The organism is uncultured Campylobacter sp., assembly GCF_937980635.1.
Lineage (GTDB): Bacteria > Campylobacterota > Campylobacteria > Campylobacterales > Campylobacteraceae > Campylobacter_B.
The window spans coordinates 1-16,914 of the sequence record NZ_CALJPG010000012.1; the positions used below are offsets into that span (position 1 = coordinate 1).

A 16,914-nucleotide genomic window follows, 5' to 3' on the forward strand; every position below is an offset into this window, starting at 1 on the left:
GCGAGGTCACGGGCCCGAAAATATATCTCATTTTTGCTCCATGATTTGATTTGCGGGGTCTGTTACTCGCGCGCAGAATTTTGCTTTAAATTTCGCTTTAAATTTTGCTTCCGCATGCCAAAATTCGGCGCCGCTTTTATGCGAAATTTCACTTCTACGCACCGCCCCGCTACGACGAAATTTTAAGCTTAGAGCTTTGAATTTATCCTTAAATTTGGGGCGTGGAGCCATAAATTTAATATGCGGGCTAAATTTAAACTCGCAAGCTCGCGGTATTTTACGCCGCCACATACATAGCGCGTAAAATTTTAAGCCTCGCTTAATGTAAAAGCGGCATAAAATTTCAAATTTAGGCTAAATTTTAAAATTTAGCGATACCGCCGCGCAAAACGGCGCAGAATTTTAAAATTTTAAAGCTTTGCGTTCCGCGAGCTGTTTTAACGGCGTGAAAGCGGTGCAAAATTTAAAATTTATGGGCAGCGGAAAAGATCGTGCGGAAGCAAAGCAGGCTGACCCGGGCGAGTGAAATTTTAAATTACGGCTCTATGAAATTTCACAGTGGCGCGCTGCAAGCGAGCTCTCGCAAAATAAGATCTTAGCGCGCGCTTAGCTCGTGCACCAGATCCACCAGATATTTGGCGTTTTGCACGCTTACGTCGGGCAAAATTCCATGGCCTAGATTAAAGATATGCGCAGCACCCTTCATCGCTGCTAAAATCTCGCGCACGCCCGTTTCTATCGTGCCGCGATCGTATAGCCGCATCGGCTCCAGGTTGCCCTGAAGCGCAAATTTGCCCCCGAGCTGCTCGCGCGCAAGCCCCATAGGAGTGCTCCAATCCACGCCCCATACGTCAAAGCTCGCTGCGCCGCGATACGCCGCGATACGGCTCAGCCGCGACATCTGCGCGCCCGTGCCCTTGGCAAAGACGATGAGCGGGATATGCGGGAATTTCGCTTTTAAAAATTCCGTGATTTCCAAGATGTATCGCCAGCCGAACTCCTCGTACGCGCTCGGCTCCAGCGCACCCGCCCAGCTATCGAAGATCTGCACCGCATCGACGCCCGAGCCGATCTGGCGCGCCAGATAAAGCTTCGTCGCCTCCGTAACGAGGCGCAAAATTTCATGCAGAAGCTGCGGATTTTCGTAGAGCATCCTTTTGCAAATGGCGTAATTTTTACTGCCGCCGCCCTCGATCATATAGGTAGCGATCGTCCACGGCGCGCCGCAAAAGCCGATGAGCGCTTTGTCCGCGACAAGGCGAGAGCGAGTAAGCGAGATCGTATCATAAACGTATCCGAGCTCCGCCGCGGCCTTTTGCGGATCAAGGCGCGCCAAATCGCCCCGGGAGCGGATCGGATCGCTAAAGCGCGGTCCCTCGCCCGCTTCGAAGCGCAGATTCATCCCCATCTGCATCGGCACTACCAAAATATCGCTAAATAAAATCGCCGCATCGACGCCCAAAATCTCCACGGGCTGGATCGTTACCTCGCTAGCGGCGCGATAGTCGCGGCACAGGCTCAAAAAATCGCCCGCCCTCTCGCGCACCGCCATGTATTGCGGCAGGTAGCGCCCCGCCTGGCGCATCATCCAAATGGGCGTGTATGGGGTCTCTTTGCCGAAGCATGCGTCGATGAAAACCATTTTTATCCTTTAAATTTACTCAAAATATACAAAGCTAAACAAACCGCAAAGATAGCTCCTGCGAGCAAAAGCATATCCAAAGGGGTAGTAAAATCGGTGTGCAAAATTCGCTTGAAAAAATCCACTACGAGCACCATTATAATGACGCTGCCGAGTTTGTGCTTCAGCTCCTCGAGCGAGGCGATCTTTAAAACTTGCAAATTTAGATCCACAAACTCGTCGATAAACAGCTCGTAAATTCCAAATACGAAGATTAGCAGCACGATAGCGACCAAATATAGATCGATCGCCGTTATTATCTCGCTTAAAATATCGACGTAAAACGCTCGCTCGCTCTGCGGAGCTAGAAAAAATTCTACGATTTTATAGATCGCCGAGCCGATTTCGTAGCTTGCCGTCACAAATATCGCTGCGCCTGCCGCGATGCAAAAAAGCACGGGCAGGAGGGTTAAAAATTTGCTGCAAAGTAAAAATTTTTCAAATAGAGTTTTCATTTTTTCCTTAAATTTTAATTCGGGATTATCCGCTCCGCAAACGAATGTATAAATTTAAAAGCCGCTCTATGCCGAAGTGTCCGTTTAAATTTACACTCGTTTGCAATCACGTAAATTTACCCCATTTGATGGCGTCCGTTTGAGTCTTTAAAATTTTGCGCCAGGTTAAAGGCGCAAAATTTCAGCTCACGGCGTTAAATTTTAATTAGGCTGATTTGCAAATTTTATTCGCCAGATCTCGGCGCCGAAATCACGCGCGCGACTGTATTCGCGTGCAAAAACTCGGCAGCCTTGCTAAATTATCCTACTTATCTTGCTGCATATCGATCCAGCGAAGCGCGATGCGCACGGCGTTCGTAGCCGCTCCGACGCGGATCTGATCGGCGCTGCACCAAAGATGCAGAATTTTATCGTCGAAATTGTCCCTGCGGAGCCTGCCGACGTAGGTTTCGTTCGTATCGCTAGAAAGCAACGGCATCGGGTACTCGTTTTTGCTCGGATCGTCTGCAAGCACGATGCTAGGCGCGTTTCTTAAAATTTCTCGCACGCGGCTAATCTCAAAATCTTTTTTAAATTTTATCGTGATCGCCTCGCTGTGGCTGCGAAGCACCGGCACGCGCACGCAGGTAGCCGAAACGGCGAAGTTTTTATGCAAAATTTTCTGCGTTTCGTTCACCATCTTCATCTCTTCTTTGGTGTAGTCGTTGTCCAAAAATACATCGATGTGCGGGATGACATTCATCGCGATCTGATGCGGGAAAACCTTCGGCTCGCACTCATCAAGCTTAAAAGCGAAAAACTGCTGCAACTGCTCTACAAGCTCGCTCATACCCTCTTTACCTGCGCCGCTTGTCGCCTGGTAGGTGCTTACGTCCACGCGCTCGATATCAAACGCGTCATCAAGCGGCTTAAGAATTTGAACCATCTGGATGGTAGAGCAGTTCGGATTAGCGATGATGCCTGTCTCTTCCCATAGTTTTATATCCTGCGGGTTGCACTCCGGCACTACGAGTGGGACGTCCTCTTGCATACGAAAGTGGCTCGTGTTGTCGATCACCACCGCACCGCTTGCCGCCGCAAATGGCACGTAATGCGCCGAAATGGAGCCGCCCGCGCTAAAAAATGCGATGTCGATCTCGTTTTCGTCGAAGGTGCTGTCCGTTAGCTCCCTCACGACGTATTCTTTGCCGCGGAATTCCACCTTCTCGCCCGCGCTCTTTGCGCTTGCAAGCGGCAGTATGTCCTTTACGGGGAAGTTCATCTCGTCTAAGACGCGCAAAATCTCCTCGCCTACGGCGCCGGTAGCGCCTACGATGGCGATATTGTAACTACTCATCCTCTCCTCCTTTTAAAATTTCATCGCTAGGGCCGTCGCTCTGCGAATTTTTACTATCTAAATTTGAATTTAATAAATTTTCATCCTGCGCAAGCTCGTCCGCTTCGCCCTCGTCGCCCTCCTCGGCTTTCGGGCAGGTCGCGATGCTTACGACGTCGTCGCCCTCGACATTTACGACGATGACGCCGCTGGTATTGCGGCCCGCTTTGCGGATGCTTTGCATATCTACGCGGATCATCTTGCCGCTGGTGGTTAGCGCCATGAGATCCATCTCCTCATCGACCATCACGACGCCGATGAGCTCGCCCGTGCGGTTGGTGAGTTTCATGCAGATGACGCCCTTGCCGCCGCGGTTTGTGAGGCGATACTCGCTCGCGGTCGTGCGCTTGCCGATACCCTTTTGGCTCACGCTTAAAATTTCTTGCATATCGCTTAGAATAAACGCGGCACCAATGACCTCGTCGCCTTTTTCTTTAAATTTAATCCCTTTTACGCCGCGAGCGATGCGCCCCATCTGGCGAATTTTATTTAGATTAAATTTAAGACACATTCCCTTTTTCGTAGCGATGAAGAGCATATTTTCGTTAGCGCTTTGCGGCTCGCCCTCTTGCGCGCCCTCGTCTTGCGAAATTTCATCTGAAATTTCATTCTCGCTTCCCTCTAAAATATCCTGCTCAGTTTGCTCTAGAATTTCTTCAGCCTCGCCGCCGTCCAGATCGTCGCCGCTTAGAGCGCCTCCTTTGTAGTTTTGCATCTCCTCGGCGCTGTTTGGAGCGATGAGGGCGGTTACTAGCGTATCGTCCTCATCTAGGCTGATAGCGCGGATGCCGAGCGAGCGGATATTTTTAAACTCGCTTAAATTCGTGCGTTTTACGATACCGTTGCGAGTGAAAAATACGAGCGACTTGCTCGGATCAAAATCGGTCGTAGGGATGATCGCCATGATCTTTTCGTCCGCGCCGAGCTGGATTAAATTTACTACCGCCTTGCCCTTTGCGGTGCGCGAGCCCTCCGGAATTTTATAAACTTTGAGCCAGTAAAGCTGTCCGCGGTCGGTGATAAACATAAGCGTATCGTGGGTGTTGGACGTAAAAAAGCTCTCGATGAAGTCGTCATCGTACGTCGTAACCGCCACGCGCCCCTTGCCGCCGCGCTTTTGCTTCTCGTAAGTCTTGCTAGGCACGCGCTTGATGTAGCCGCGGTGAGTGATCGTAACGACCATATTTTCATTCGCGATAAGATCTTCGATGTCGATATCCTCGTAGTCATCGACGATTTCGGTGATGCGCGGGCATCTGAATTTATCCTTGATCTCCAAAAGCTCATCTTTGATGATGCCCTCAATCAGCTCCTCGCTCTTTAGGATCGCGTCAAGCCGCTTTATCTCGGCTAAAATTTCTTTTAGCTCCTCCTCGATCTTTTCACGCTCAAGCCCCGTTAGGCGGCTTAGCCTCATATCCAAAATCGCGCCCGATTGCGCCTCGCTGAGGCCGAATCTGCTCATTAAATTTTCGCGCGCGACGTTGGTGTCGGCGGAGTTTCTAATTACGTCGATCACTTCGTCGATATTATCTAGCGCGATCTTTAAGCCCTCCAAGATGTGCGCTCTAGCGCGCGCTTTTTGAAGCTCAAAAATCGTGCGGCGGATGATGACGGTTTTTCTGTGGTTCAAAAACAGCTTCAAAAGCTCTATAAGCGTGAAAATCTTCGGCTCCTTGCCGTCGATTGCGAGCATTATCACGCCGAAGGTCGCCTCCATCGTAGTTTGCTTAAATAGATTATTCAGCACGATCTCGCTCATCGCGTCGCGCTTAAGCTCGATTACTACGCGAATTCCGTCGCGATCGCTCTCGTCGCGCACTTCGGAGATGCCTTCGATCTGCTTTTCTTTTACGAGATCCGCGATCTGCTCGATTAAGCGCGCTTTATTTGTCTGATACGGCAGCTCGTCAATTACGATGACGTCTTTACTAGCCTTTTTTTCGATATGGGTTTTAGCGCGAATTTTAACGCGCCCTCTGCCCGTTTTATACGCCTCGATAATCCCTTTTTTGCCGTAGATGATGCCGCCGGTCGGAAAATCGGGACCCTTGATCTCGCCCATGATCTCCTCTAGGCTTGCGTTTTTATTCTCAAGCAGTATCAAAAGACCGCCCACGAGCTCATCTAGGCTGTGCGGTGGGATATTCGTCGCCATTCCGACGGCGATTCCGCTCGAGCCGTTAAGCAGCAAATTCGGCACGCGCGCAGGCAGGACGTCGGGCTCGTTCAGGCTCTCGTCGTAGTTCGGCACGAAATCGACCGTCTCTTTGTCTAGGTCTTTTAGCAGCTCCTCGGCTAGCGGCGTCATACGCGCTTCGGTATACCTCATCGCCGCCGCGCCGTCGCCGTCGATCGAACCAAAGTTACCCTGCCCGTCCACGGAAGGAATTCTCATCGAAAAGCTCTGCGCCATTCGCACGAGCGCGTCGTAAACGGCGGTATCGCCGTGCGGATGGTATTTACCGATGACATCGCCTACGATACGAGCGGATTTTTTGTATGGCTGGCGAGAGCCTACGCCAAGATCGTTCATCGCGTATAAAATTCGCCTATGCACCGGCTTTAGGCCGTCTCTGGCGTCCGGCAGCGCACGACCGATGATAACGCTCATCGAGTAATCAAGATAGCTCGTCTTGATCGATTCTTCGACGTCGATATCGATGATCTCCTGATTTTCAAACATATTTGATTGCATAAATATCCTTTTAAATTTTAAAGCGCGATTATAGCGAATTATTCTTTTGCATTAGCTAAAACCAAGCCGCATACGGGCGTAAAGCCGCCCTGCATTAAAGTCTCGCGCGCTTGCAGCATGCTAAGGCCCGAGGTAATGATGTCGTCTACTAGGATTACGGGGAATTGCGGCGGGGTTAAAATTTTAAAATTTCGCTTGTGCTTTAGGCGAAATTCCAGACTCTGCCCGCTGTATTTGACGCGGTTTTGCGCGCGCAGGCAGTGAAATTTAGGCCCCACAAGCTCGCTTTTTAGTGCACGGGCTAAGATCGCCGTGTGTGAATAGCCACTGCGTGCGTCATCATCTAGCGGCACGGCGTTAAATTTAAAAACCCCGTTCGTTTTAAACGCTTCGTAGTTTTGCGGATTTGCTGAAATTTCGCGCTGCAGATGAAGCGGGAATTTTGCTAAGCTTAAAGAGGCTATGCGCGCAAGCACCGCAGCGCCGTATTCGTGATGTTTAGAAAGTATAAGCTCTCGAATTTCGGAGTAGCCGTAGTAGTAAAACACGCTAAAGCCCTCTACTTGCCGCATACTTAGGCGGCACTCGGCTAAATTTGCGGCGCAGGCGGCACAGATCGTGCGCAGGCTAAACGCGCCGCAATTTACGCAGCGCATCTAAAGCGTCAAGATGATTTGATCGGCGGATTTTTTGACGATGTCGCCAAGTAAGCTTTGCACAAAAGGATTAAGCGATCTAGCCGTGCGAAGCGCGGTAAATTGGCTCTGATCCTGCGAAACGCGCTTGGTCGTAGTTTTGTTGCCCTGCACGATAGAAATCGCGATCTCGCCTCTTGCGCTCATATTTTCCTTCGAGTAGCCGTTGATCGCTGCCGAGATGCTTCTGATATTTACGGTTACGATATTCGGGCTTGCAGGATCAATCCTTACGCCGCGAGCCTCAAGCTCCGCGCGCAAAGCCTTATCGAACCACGCCGAGAGATTGTTTTTTAAAAGCACTTCATCGACGAGTTTGCCGTCGTTGTCGTTTATAACGGCGATTACCATCTGATTTTCGCGCTGATCGTTGATCGCGTTGATATTTACCGACTTGCCGCTTACGGTCTGATCGGCCTTAGAAAGATACGGATTTAGGCTAATGACGCTGCTGGTTTGCGAGCAAGCGACAAAAAATAGCGCAAAGACGCCGAGTAAAAATTCTTTCATTTCGATCCTTTTTCTGAAATTCGGGCGCATTGTAGCACTAAATTTAAAATTTATAGATTTTTTTGTATCATTAGCAGAATCAAAGGAGAAATTTTGCAAGCACTCGCTTTAAAATACAGACCCAAAAGCTTCGAGCAGCTCATCGGTCAAGACGCCGTCGCCACAAGCCTCGCGCACGCGCTGGATTCGGGCAGGCTGAGCCACGCATATCTTTTCAGCGGACTTCGCGGCAGCGGCAAAACCTCGATGGCTAGGATTTTTGCCAAAGCGCTTTTATGCGATAAAGGCCCTACCGGCAAGCCGTGCGAGGTCTGCGATAACTGCGTAATGGCAAACGAGGGGCGCCACATCGACATCATCGAGATGGATGCCGCCAGCCACCGCAAGATCGACGATATCCGCGAGCTTATCGAGCAGACGAAGTATCATCCCGCAAGCGCGCGCTTTAAAATTTTCATCATCGACGAGGTGCATATGCTCACCAAAGAGGCCTCCAACGCGCTTTTAAAGACGCTTGAGGAGCCGCCTGCTTACGTAAAATTTATCCTTGCGACTACCGATCCGCTCAAGCTTCCCGTCACGGTGCTATCGCGCACGCAGCACTTTCGCTTTAAGCCGATCGCCAAAAGCGCCGTCGTAGCGCACCTCGTGCAAATTTTAAAAACCGAAAACATCGCTTACGAAGAGGGCGCGCTTGAAATTTTGGCGCGTAGCGGCTCAGGCTCACTACGAGACACGCTCACGCTCCTCGATCAGGCGATTATCTTTAGCCGCGAAGGAATCACGCAGCGCGCGATCGCCGATATGCTGGGCTTGCTCGATCCCGCTAAAATCGGCGAAATTTTAGACATCGTGCTGCGCCAGGACCGCGCGGGCGCGATCGAGATCATCAAAGAGGTCGAAAACTACAACGCCGAGACGATAATCGACGAGATGATCGCAAATTTAAAGGATAAATTCCTGCGCCGCGACGCGAAATTTAGCCTGCTGATGTACGAGCGGTTTTTCCGTATTTTAGCGGGCGCTAAGAGCATGCTCGCCATCAGCCCGGACAACACCTACGCGATTTCTATGATGATTTTTATGATGATGGAGGCGGTAAATCTGCGCGAAATCGACGAGCTCATAGAGGTCGGCAGATCGCTGGATCAAGGCACTGGCGCGATGGGCTCTTTTGCGAACGATCGCTTTTCGGCTGAACCGAATTTCTCCGGCGACGGAAATTTTAGATCAAGCCCAAGCTTTGCGGTGGGCTCTGGAGCGGGCATAGACTCTAGGGCGAGCGCAAACTCCACGCCAAATTTTAATCAAGGCGCCGAGCAAGGCACGGACCGCATTCTCACGCCGAGCGGCGCGGCGAAAGCGCATGGCGGCGATTCAAATACGGCGACGGGCAGTGTGGCTGCCGATAAATTAAACGGCACATCTAGCGATGCGAGCAAGCGCAGCGATACACCTGATACCGCAGAAAGTGAGCGAAGCCTTGCGGCGCGAAACGACGCCAAAAGCGGCGCCGCACAGCAAGATGCAGCCGTCGCCGCAGGCACCAAGACGGCGCGGAACGGCGTAAGTTCCGCCATCAAAACGGGCGCTCAAAATGAAATTTACGAGAATTTTTTAGCCAAAATTTACGATCGCGATTACGATCTGGGCGAGAAATTTAGCAAGTGCGTGGAATTTTTAAAGTTCGAGCGCAGCACGCTGTATCTGCTCTCGCGCGCGCAGGGGCAGGACAGAGAGTACCTACGCAAGGGCTCGCGAGCGATAAATAGCGTGCTAAAATCGCTTTTCGGCGAGAGCGCGGCCATCAAGATCGAGCAAGGCGCGCCGCAAAATAGCGATGATCCCGCCCAAAGCGAGCACGATCGGAATTCCGCGCGCGGCGCAACTGCTACGCAAAGCAAGAATTTTACGCAAGGCGCGGCTTCCAAATCCGGCGTCGATACTACACGCCCTGCAAATTCGGCCTCGCAAAGCCCTGTAAATTCCGCGGCACAAAATTTTACTGAAAGCCCCACTTCTAGCAGCGTGCAAGAAAATCCCGCAGCTACGCAAGCAGGCAAGCAATATCATAAGAATTTAACCGGCGAGCAAGAGAGCGAGCAGAGCTGTGCGCCGCAAATAAATTCCACCGCAAATGAAGCGCAAGCCGCAAAATTGCAAACGGATGCGGCAAGAAATTCCGAGCAACAAAATTTGAAAAATTCTGCGACGCAAAATTCTGCGCAGCGAAATTCCACGACGAATTCCAATTCGCAAAATTCCGCTTCAAATTCCAAGCTGCAAAATTCCGAAATTTCTGTAGGAGATGACGACGGGGAGAAGGACGATCTGTTAAGATCCACCGATCCGCAAAACTACGCCGCAAAACCCCGCGATACGAGCAAGAGCGTGCGCGCCGCCAAGGCAGGTCTTGCCGAGCTCGCAAACGGCGCGCAGGACGGCAAGGAAATTTTGATCTCCGAGATAAATAGGCTATTCGGCGAGCCCACCAAAATCACAGAATAGCGCTTTATGCGGATTAAATTTACCTCCGTGCGATTTTAAAATTTAAACGTGCAAAAGCAATTCCGAAATTTACACGGCGAAGCAAGCCTGCACGATTTTAAAATTTAAGCGGTAAAGGCAATATATAAATTTACGCGACGAATGGAGCTTGCACGATAAATTTTAAAATTTCGCGGCACACGATCAAGCTCTAGATAGCGAGCTTTAAATTTTCGCCAAAGCAAAACGCATTTTAAATTTAACCGCCCAAGAAATATAAAATTTATGCGCCGCGGTAGTCGAAATTTAACGTATCGCAAAGTATTCGCGCAGTCGTCCCGCACAGGCTTAAATCTAAATTTATGCACAATCTCCGCAGCTTTAAAGATAAATTCTACCCGTCTGTATCGCAAATATAAAATTTCGCACTCATCGGCACCATGCCCTCCGCGATACGATTTTGACCGCACCACTTGTTTGATGCGCTCCATCAGACTTTCATAAAACTTTTCAATACGGTTTTAGTCGCATCCGCGCAGATACTAGCGAGAAAACGCGGGCTCCGATGACCTGCGCGCGTATCGGTTACAATCCAAAGCCAAATTTCACCCTAGTAAGACCGCGGCAAGCCGATCCGCCCTGAAATTTTAAAGAATTTATCTCGCAAACGGGCAGCGGTCCGCGATGCTTGCTTATGAATTTTACGCAAGCGCGGCGGGCGAATTAGCTAAAATTTAGCGCTTTTGATGTAGAATTCGAGCAAATTTCAATTCAAAGGTCATCAAAATGCGCGGATATAAAATTTTCTCCGGCACCGCAAATCCCGAATTTGCCAAAAAAATCTCCAAATATCTCTCGCTACCTCTTAGCGAATGCGCGATCAAAACCTTCAGCGACGGCGAAATCAGCGTCCAGATCGGCGAGAGCGTGCGCGGTAAGGATGTCTTCGTCATCCAGCCCACATGCGCGCCCGCAAACTCCAATCTGATGGAGCTTTTGATTCTAACCGACGCGCTGAAGCGCTCCAGCGCGAACTCAATCACGGCGGTCGTGCCCTACTTCGGCTACGCTCGCCAAGACCGCAAGGCAGCCCCGCGCGTACCGATCAGCGCAAAGCTCGTGGCGAATATGATGCAGACGGCAGGGATTGACCGCGTCGTCACGATGGATCTGCACGCGGGGCAGATACAGGGCTTTTTCGACGTGCCCGTCGATAACCTCTACGGCTCGCTGATATTTTTGGACTACCTGAAAGAGAAAAATTTAAAAAATCCGATCATCGCTAGCCCCGACGTGGGCGGCGTCGCGCGCGCCAGAAGCTTCGCCAAAAAGCTCTCACTCGATCTCGTCATCGTCGATAAGCGCCGCGAGGAGGCGAACAAAAGCGAGGTGATGAACATCATCGGCGACGTCGCGGGCAAGGACGTGATCCTAATCGACGATATGATCGATACCGCGGGCACCATCGTCAAGGCTGCGGGCGCGTTTAAGGAACAGGGCGCGAAGAGTGTCAGCGCGTTTTGTACGCACGCCGTGCTAAGCGGCCCGGCATATGAGCGCATCGAAAGCGGCGCGCTGGACGGCCTAGTCGTGACCGACACGATCCCGCTAAAGCAGGAAAGCGACCGCATCAAGGTAATCAGCGTCGCTCCGCTCTTCGGCGAGGTCATCAGACGCGTATATCACGACGAGAGCGTAAACAGCTTATTCAAATAAATTTTAAAATTTAAAGCGTTGTGCAGTTTGTTTTAGACAGCCGCAGGAATGCGAACTAGGCGCTTTGTAGTAAGAGACGCAACGCAGCCCAAGCCAATCGCTTGTGCTTATGGGCTCTAAATTTACGGCGTTTTAACTCGCTGCCGATTTAACTTATTGTGGATTTAACTGCGACGCGAAATTTAGCTTCTACGCGGCGAATTCAATTTATGCGCGGCATTTACTCCGCGCGGCGGAAAAATTTAACTGCAACCACAGAGCAAATTTACCGCATTAACCGCTACAAGCCGCATTTTAATCCGCCGTATTGACTTCGAAAAACTGCGTTTTAAATTTGCCCGTAAAATTTTCCGTATATTTGATGAGATCGCACAGCGCCGCTACGCTTTAAATTTATGATAATTTGCGCGCATTCGCATCGCCCGTGCAGCTGCGCTTCTGCAAAACTCGCACCCGCTAAATCGTGCAAAACTACGTTTTAAATTTCGCCGCAAAATCCGCAGCACGCGCCGACAAGCATACACCAGCCAGTGCGTTTAATTTTAGCGCCGAAATTCTTTATATTTAGAGTATTGTAAGACTCAAAATGCCGTGCTTATCGAGCGCTTGCCGCTCTTAACGGAGTAGCTTCGCCTGCAAAGCTTCTGTAACGCTTTATTGTGATCTTAAGCTAGACGGTCAAATTTCAAATCCTTTAAATTTGAAACCAACTTAAATTTCAAAGCCTCTTCAAATTTAAAATTTAATCCGAATTTGATCTGAAATTTTATAAAATTCCGCTGTTTTAAACGGGCTTTAAAAGCGCGCGCAAGCTGTTTTGCAAGCCCGAAAGGAAGGAAGCTGATGCCTACTTTTACTACCAAAGACTACAAAGCCGCCCTTCGCAGCCGCGGCGCACGAACCACGAGCACAGGCGGATTTAGCGTCAAAAACGACAATTCCTTCATCGTGATCTTCTCCGTTACGATGATGGCTTTTATATTTTTTTACGGCATGTCGGCAGGGCTAGATTTAGATAAAATTTTTTTAGGAAACGGTCACGGACGCGGTGGAGGCGGGATTTTAGGACTTTTGATCGCCGGCATAGCTTGGTATCAAGGGCGCGATGGTGGCGGGCTGTTTAAATTTAACGACCACGCGATTACCTTCGTTTCAAACGAGCGCAAGAGCGAAATTTTGCTCTTTAACATCGACTACGTTAGGCTCACTCCAGGCTTTTTGCGCACCTGCACCGGCTACACGGCGCTTAGCCACTCCCGCTACGTAAAACACGAGCGACTCTTTAAATTCGGGATCGGATCGATGATCGTGCTATGGCTAGTGGGTATCGCCATGAGCGAGCAGTTAACTATGGCATATGAGATGCTGGCGGCGGGCGTCGTGATATTTTTCTTCGCCAAGGCGCTCTCGTCGTGGCGGCTAAACGGCGACTTTCACGACATCTTGCTGCGCGACACCGTGCTGATCCGCGGCAAGGATCTAAACGACCGCGTGCTGTGGTTTGCGATCACGCCCGGTCGCAACGACCGCCGCAGGCTGCGCGCTTATTTCAAAGAGCATCTTGACTTCGACATCGACGGCGGCTGATTTTGGTTTAAAATTTAAAGGCTTGGGCGCGGATAGAGTAGCGGAATTTTACGGCGTAAAATTTAAGACAGAATTTCACTTGGCGGAATTCCGCGATGCAAATTCTACCGAGCAAAATTCCAAGGCGCAAAATTCTACGATATAAAATTTGCAGGGCAAAATTTCACGGCGTAAATTTCAAAGCCGCGAATGCACGGCACGATATTTGCGGCTCTATACGGCAAACTCCACCTCGCTTAGCCGCCTCAAATTATCAAACGAAAAGAGCGCATCATTTTTAAAATTCGCTACGATCTTGCCCACCGCTTCGCTAAATTTCGTGCCGTTTCTCATCAAAAGCGCCCCCCGATAAAACGGCGTGATTTAGCTGAAATGTGCCTATGTAATCGCACGCCAAAGAGATAAGCTCGCTTGCGTCCATACCGGCCTTGATCGTACTATCTGGCGCCACGCACTCGCCTGCCGAGAACCCACAAACACCGCTCCGCCGGCGTGCGGGCAGCGGTAGTAGATTGCGGGCTCCTGCGATAGCCCGCACGCGATCGCGCTTAGAGCATGCCCGTTTATCTCCTCGCTTAGTGCAAGCTTGGACATGCTAAGCTCTGCTAGCCCGTGCTGCAAGCCGAAGTCGCGCACATCTCGCGCAAGGGTAAATAGCCGCTTATCGAGACGGTTTATGTTCTCGTACCCCACGGCCACGTGCGGCTGCCGCTTGCTTCGCTACCGATATACCAAATAGTGCGCGGCGCATCGTCGCCCAAGAGGGTCTCACCGCGCTCAAAATCCACAGAGCGGCACCTGCCCTTCATGATTAGCTTCGAGCCCATCTCTTGCACCCTTGCGCCGCAGCCTAAACATGCCGAAAACAGATCAGTAAAGCTGCTCCTATCCACGCCCAAGCGGTCTAAAAATTTCATCGTTTCTCCCTTGATCTTGCACCGATAAATTTAACGCTTTTGCTGAATTTATCGGCGCTCTCTTATACACCGCGCACGCCGTTTTGCTATAAAACACTCGCACTATGGAAATTTCATGCGGCGCGCAGTAAAATTTAATCAAATTTTATAAATCCGCAGCGGATAAAATTTCATAACAGAACGCCACCCGGATAGAATTTTGCAGAAGGCGACGGGCACAGCGAGTGCAACTGTAGGAGATGACGGGCGCGACCGCAATGATCGGCGGGCGGCAAAAATTTAAACCGCTCGGAGATCGTCAAAATTTAAAGGCAAAATTATTTTAGCCTAACGGCGAGCGGCGTAATTCTACGACCGAGTAGTGAGCAATAGAGCTTAAAGCGGCGCAAAACGGGCACGTAGAAGCGAATGTATCAGATCGGGCAGCGAGCGAGAGTTTAAACGCCGTGCAGTCATAAAATTTAAATCGCCTCTTAAGATCGTTAAATTTAAAGACGAAATTTCATACCGAACGGCGAGCCGCTAAATTTAAACCGCCCAAACGATCGTCAAAATTTAAAATCAAATTTTACGGCCGCGCGGCAAAAGATGAAATTTAGATCACCCGCGCGCTAAATTTAATCGATCTTCAGTACGCTCAAAAATGCCTCGCTCGGCAGATTTACCTTGCCGATTGCTTTCATGCGCTTCTTGCCCTCTTTTTGCTTCTCGAGCAGTTTGCGCTTGCGCGTGATGTCGCCGCCGTAGCATTTGGCGGTCACGTTTTTGCCCATGGCGCGGACGTTTTCGCGCGCGATGATCTTGTTGCCGATGCTAGCCTGGATAGCGACCTCAAAAAGCTGCCGCGGCACGATCTCCTTCATCGCTTTGACGAGGTCGCGCCCCTTGGATTCGGCCTTTGAGGCGGGCACGATGATCGAGAGCGCATCGACCGCTTCGCCAGCGACGCGGATGTCGAGCTTTACGAGATCACCGCGCCTGTAATCGATCGGCTCGTAATCAAAGCTCGCATAACCCTTGGTGCAGGACTTGAGCTTGTCGTAAAAGTCCATTATGATCTCGTTTGTAGGCACGTCGTATTCGAGCAGGACGCGCTCAGGCGTGATGTAATCCATCTTGGTTTGGATGCCGCGGCGCAAATTTAAAAGGCTGATGAGATTGCCCAAAAACTCGCTCGGGGTGATGATGGTCGCCCTGACGTAGGGCTCCTCGATGCGCTCGATGAAATTTGGCGCAGGAAGCTCGCTGGGGCTGTGTATCCGTACGCACGAGCCGTCCGTGAGATACACGGCGTATGTAACGGTCGGCGCCGTAGCGATGAGATCGAGATCGAACTCACGCTCGAGCCGCTCTTTTACGACCTCCATATGCAGCAGCCCCAAAAACCCGACGCGAAAGCCAAATCCTAGCGCGAGCGACGTTTCAGGCTCGTAGCTAAGCGAGCTGTCGTTTAGGTTCAGCTTATCCAAAGCGTCGCGCAGGTCTTCAAATTTATCGGTCTGCACGGGATAGATGCCCGCAAACACGAAGGGCTTAGCCTTCTCAAAGCCGCCCACGGGCGCGGCGGCGCGATTTTTAAAAAGAGTGATCGTATCGCCCACCTGCACGTCGGCGACGTTTTTTAGCCCCATTACTACGATGCCCACTTCGCCGCTGCTAAGCTCGCGGGTTTTAGCGGGCGCAAGCGGGTTGGGATACATCAGATCAAGCACCTCGTGGCGGTTCTCGCTACCCATAATATAGACCTCGTCGCCCTTTTTCAGCACGCCGTCGTAGAGCCTAACTAGAGCGAGCGCACCCAGGTAGTTATCGAACCAGCTGTCGTAGATGAGCGCCTTAAGCGGCGCAGCGTCGTCCGTTTTGGGCGCGGGGATGCGAGTGATTATCGCCTCTAAAAGCTTCTTGATACCCACGCCCGTTTTGGCGCTGACCTCGATCGCACTGCTGCAATCAAGCCCGATGACGTGCTCGATCTCATCTTTTACGCGCTGCGGATCGGCGGCGGGCAGATCGATTTTGTTGAGCACGGGGATAATCTCGAGGTTGTGCTGCAACGCGATATAGACGTTTGCGATGGTCTGCGCCTGCACGCCCTGGCTCGCATCCACGACGAGGATCGCCCCCTCGCAGCTAGCCAGCGAGCGCGAGACCTCATAGCTGAAATCCACGTGGCCAGGGGTGTCGATCAAATTTAAAACGTATTTCTCGCCGCCGAGCTCATACTCGAGCCGCACGGACTGCGCCTTGATCGTGATACCGCGCTCCTTTTCGATATCCATCGTATCCATGATCTGGCTGCTCATCTGGCGCGCCTCAACGGCGTTGCACTCGCTAATCAGGCGGTCTGCGAGTGTGGATTTGCCGTGGTCAATATGCGCGATGATGCTGAAATTTCTGATATTTTTTGTTTTCAAGTGGCTTTCCCTGATAAAATTTTAAGCCGCATTGTGCCGAAATTTCATTTAAAAACGGGTAAATGGACGAATAGAATTTATGAGGCGAAATTTATAAGGCGGCTCTAGGCGGATTGGAATTTTACGAAATAAAATTTTGAAGGATAGGGGAAATACGGGCGACTTTGAGTAATTTTAAATTTTATCGGCGGTGCGTTTTGCCGCGATAGAATTTTAGGATGAGGATTGAGCGCAGTTTTTCCTAATTGATTTTTGCGGCTGTATTGAAATGTAAAATCTAGCGCAATAAAAATTTACAATAAGCCTTGCATGATCGCGCTACGCGAAACTCGCAATGCCGATGGCTGAAAATTTTAATAAACGGGAGGAGGATCGCCAT

15 protein-coding genes are annotated in these 16,914 nt (G+C 50.7%); 4 read left to right on the forward strand and 11 right to left on the reverse strand.

Translation table 11 applies throughout. The features are described 5' to 3' along the window. Nucleotides 1–595: 595 nt before the first annotated feature. The 6 genes from hemE to Q0460_RS02865 all read right to left on the reverse strand — a co-directional run bounded on the left by hemE (nucleotide 596) and on the right by Q0460_RS02865 (nucleotide 7,414). The gene (hemE, locus tag Q0460_RS02840; RefSeq protein WP_299084636.1) at nucleotides 596–1,642 is read right to left on the reverse strand and encodes a uroporphyrinogen decarboxylase; all 1,047 of its coding nucleotides are present in this window, start codon (nucleotides 1,640–1,642) and stop codon (nucleotides 596–598) included. 2 nt (nucleotides 1,643–1,644) lie between these two features. Further along, entirely contained in the window at nucleotides 1,645–2,136 is a 492-nt protein-coding gene (locus tag Q0460_RS02845) for a YqhA family protein (protein ID WP_299084639.1), read from the reverse strand. Nucleotides 2,137–2,440: 304 nt separating this feature from the next. Next, nucleotides 2,441–3,472, reverse strand: coding sequence for an aspartate-semialdehyde dehydrogenase (locus Q0460_RS02850; RefSeq protein WP_299084643.1), 1,032 nt, complete (start codon nucleotides 3,470–3,472; stop codon nucleotides 2,441–2,443). Next, the gene (gene gyrA, locus Q0460_RS02855; protein ID WP_299084721.1) at nucleotides 3,465–6,197 is read right to left on the reverse strand and encodes a DNA gyrase subunit A; all 2,733 of its coding nucleotides are present in this window, start codon (nucleotides 6,195–6,197) and stop codon (nucleotides 3,465–3,467) included. Before gyrA ends, Q0460_RS02850 begins: the two co-directional genes overlap by 8 nt. 50 nt (nucleotides 6,198–6,247) lie before the next feature. After that, the gene (locus tag Q0460_RS02860) at nucleotides 6,248–6,865 is read right to left on the reverse strand and encodes a ComF family protein (RefSeq protein ID WP_299084646.1); all 618 of its coding nucleotides are present in this window, start codon (nucleotides 6,863–6,865) and stop codon (nucleotides 6,248–6,250) included. Continuing rightward, nucleotides 6,866–7,414: a YajG family lipoprotein gene (locus Q0460_RS02865; protein WP_299084649.1), complete on the reverse strand. Its 549-nt coding sequence runs from the start codon at nucleotides 7,412–7,414 to the stop codon at nucleotides 6,866–6,868. A gap of 93 nt (nucleotides 7,415–7,507) precedes the next feature. Between Q0460_RS02865 and Q0460_RS02870 the strand changes: the two genes are divergently transcribed. After that, on the forward strand, nucleotides 7,508–9,922 hold the full coding sequence (locus Q0460_RS02870; protein WP_299084651.1) for a DNA polymerase III subunit gamma/tau: 2,415 nt from the start codon (nucleotides 7,508–7,510) through the stop codon (nucleotides 9,920–9,922). Between the two features lie 104 nt (nucleotides 9,923–10,026). Here Q0460_RS02870 and Q0460_RS02875 read toward each other — a convergent pair whose 3' ends face one another. After that, nucleotides 10,027–10,392 carry a hypothetical protein gene (locus Q0460_RS02875; RefSeq protein WP_005873084.1) on the reverse strand — a complete coding sequence of 122 codons (366 nt, stop codon included), beginning with the start codon at nucleotides 10,390–10,392 and terminating at the stop codon, nucleotides 10,027–10,029. Between the two features lie 295 nt (nucleotides 10,393–10,687). On the opposite strand from Q0460_RS02875, the gene Q0460_RS02880 reads away from it, so the two are divergent. Then, nucleotides 10,688–11,617 carry a ribose-phosphate pyrophosphokinase gene (locus Q0460_RS02880; RefSeq protein WP_005873085.1) on the forward strand — a complete coding sequence of 310 codons (930 nt, stop codon included), beginning with the start codon at nucleotides 10,688–10,690 and terminating at the stop codon, nucleotides 11,615–11,617. 665 nt (nucleotides 11,618–12,282) lie between these two features. On the opposite strand, the gene Q0460_RS02885 is transcribed toward Q0460_RS02880, so the two are convergent. Further along, nucleotides 12,283–12,480 carry a hypothetical protein gene (locus tag Q0460_RS02885; protein ID WP_299084656.1) on the reverse strand — a complete coding sequence of 66 codons (198 nt, stop codon included), beginning with the start codon at nucleotides 12,478–12,480 and terminating at the stop codon, nucleotides 12,283–12,285. Between Q0460_RS02885 and Q0460_RS02890 the strand changes: the two genes are divergently transcribed. After that, complete coding sequence (locus Q0460_RS02890) at nucleotides 12,461–13,204, forward strand: hypothetical protein (protein ID WP_299084659.1); 744 nt, start codon at nucleotides 12,461–12,463, stop codon at nucleotides 13,202–13,204. The genes Q0460_RS02885 and Q0460_RS02890 overlap by 20 nt on opposite strands. Further along, nucleotides 13,179–13,349 (forward strand): hypothetical protein, encoded by a 171-nt coding sequence (locus Q0460_RS02895; RefSeq protein ID WP_299084662.1) that lies wholly within the window; start codon nucleotides 13,179–13,181, stop codon nucleotides 13,347–13,349. Before Q0460_RS02890 ends, Q0460_RS02895 begins: the two co-directional genes overlap by 26 nt. 233 nt (nucleotides 13,350–13,582) lie before the next feature. Here Q0460_RS02895 and Q0460_RS02900 read toward each other — a convergent pair whose 3' ends face one another. The 3 genes from Q0460_RS02900 to lepA all read right to left on the reverse strand — a co-directional run bounded on the left by Q0460_RS02900 (nucleotide 13,583) and on the right by lepA (nucleotide 16,535). After that, complete coding sequence (locus tag Q0460_RS02900; RefSeq protein ID WP_299084665.1) at nucleotides 13,583–13,897, reverse strand: DUF6882 domain-containing protein; 315 nt, start codon at nucleotides 13,895–13,897, stop codon at nucleotides 13,583–13,585. Further along, the gene (locus Q0460_RS02905) at nucleotides 13,879–14,121 is read right to left on the reverse strand and encodes a hypothetical protein (protein WP_005873092.1); all 243 of its coding nucleotides are present in this window, start codon (nucleotides 14,119–14,121) and stop codon (nucleotides 13,879–13,881) included. The genes Q0460_RS02900 and Q0460_RS02905 overlap by 19 nt, the downstream gene beginning before the upstream one ends. Nucleotides 14,122–14,738: 617 nt before the next feature. Further along, nucleotides 14,739–16,535, reverse strand: coding sequence for a translation elongation factor 4 (gene lepA, locus Q0460_RS02910; RefSeq protein WP_299084668.1), 1,797 nt, complete (start codon nucleotides 16,533–16,535; stop codon nucleotides 14,739–14,741). Nucleotides 16,536–16,914 lie beyond the last annotated feature (379 nt).

Excerpts from the sequence above, each read along its gene's own strand:
- hemE (WP_299084636.1), bottom strand. The coding sequence starts at position 1,642 with ATGGTTTTCATCGACGCATGCTTCGGCAAAGAGACCCCATACACGCCC.
- Q0460_RS02845 (WP_299084639.1), bottom strand. The coding sequence starts at position 2,136 with ATGAAAACTCTATTTGAAAAATTTTTACTTTGCAGCAAATTTTTAACC.
- Q0460_RS02850 (WP_299084643.1), bottom strand. The coding sequence starts at position 3,472 with ATGAGTAGTTACAATATCGCCATCGTAGGCGCTACCGGCGCCGTAGGC.
- gyrA (WP_299084721.1), bottom strand. The coding sequence starts at position 6,197 with ATGTTTGAAAATCAGGAGATCATCGATATCGACGTCGAAGAATCGATC.
- Q0460_RS02860 (WP_299084646.1), bottom strand. The coding sequence starts at position 6,865 with ATGCGCTGCGTAAATTGCGGCGCGTTTAGCCTGCGCACGATCTGTGCC.
- Q0460_RS02865 (WP_299084649.1), bottom strand. The coding sequence starts at position 7,414 with ATGAAAGAATTTTTACTCGGCGTCTTTGCGCTATTTTTTGTCGCTTGC.
- Q0460_RS02875 (WP_005873084.1), bottom strand. The coding sequence starts at position 10,392 with ATGGAGCGCATCAAACAAGTGGTGCGGTCAAAATCGTATCGCGGAGGG.
- Q0460_RS02880 (WP_005873085.1), top strand. The coding sequence starts at position 10,688 with ATGCGCGGATATAAAATTTTCTCCGGCACCGCAAATCCCGAATTTGCC.
- Q0460_RS02890 (WP_299084659.1), top strand. The coding sequence starts at position 12,461 with ATGCCTACTTTTACTACCAAAGACTACAAAGCCGCCCTTCGCAGCCGC.
- Q0460_RS02905 (WP_005873092.1), bottom strand. The coding sequence starts at position 14,121 with ATGAAATTTTTAGACCGCTTGGGCGTGGATAGGAGCAGCTTTACTGAT.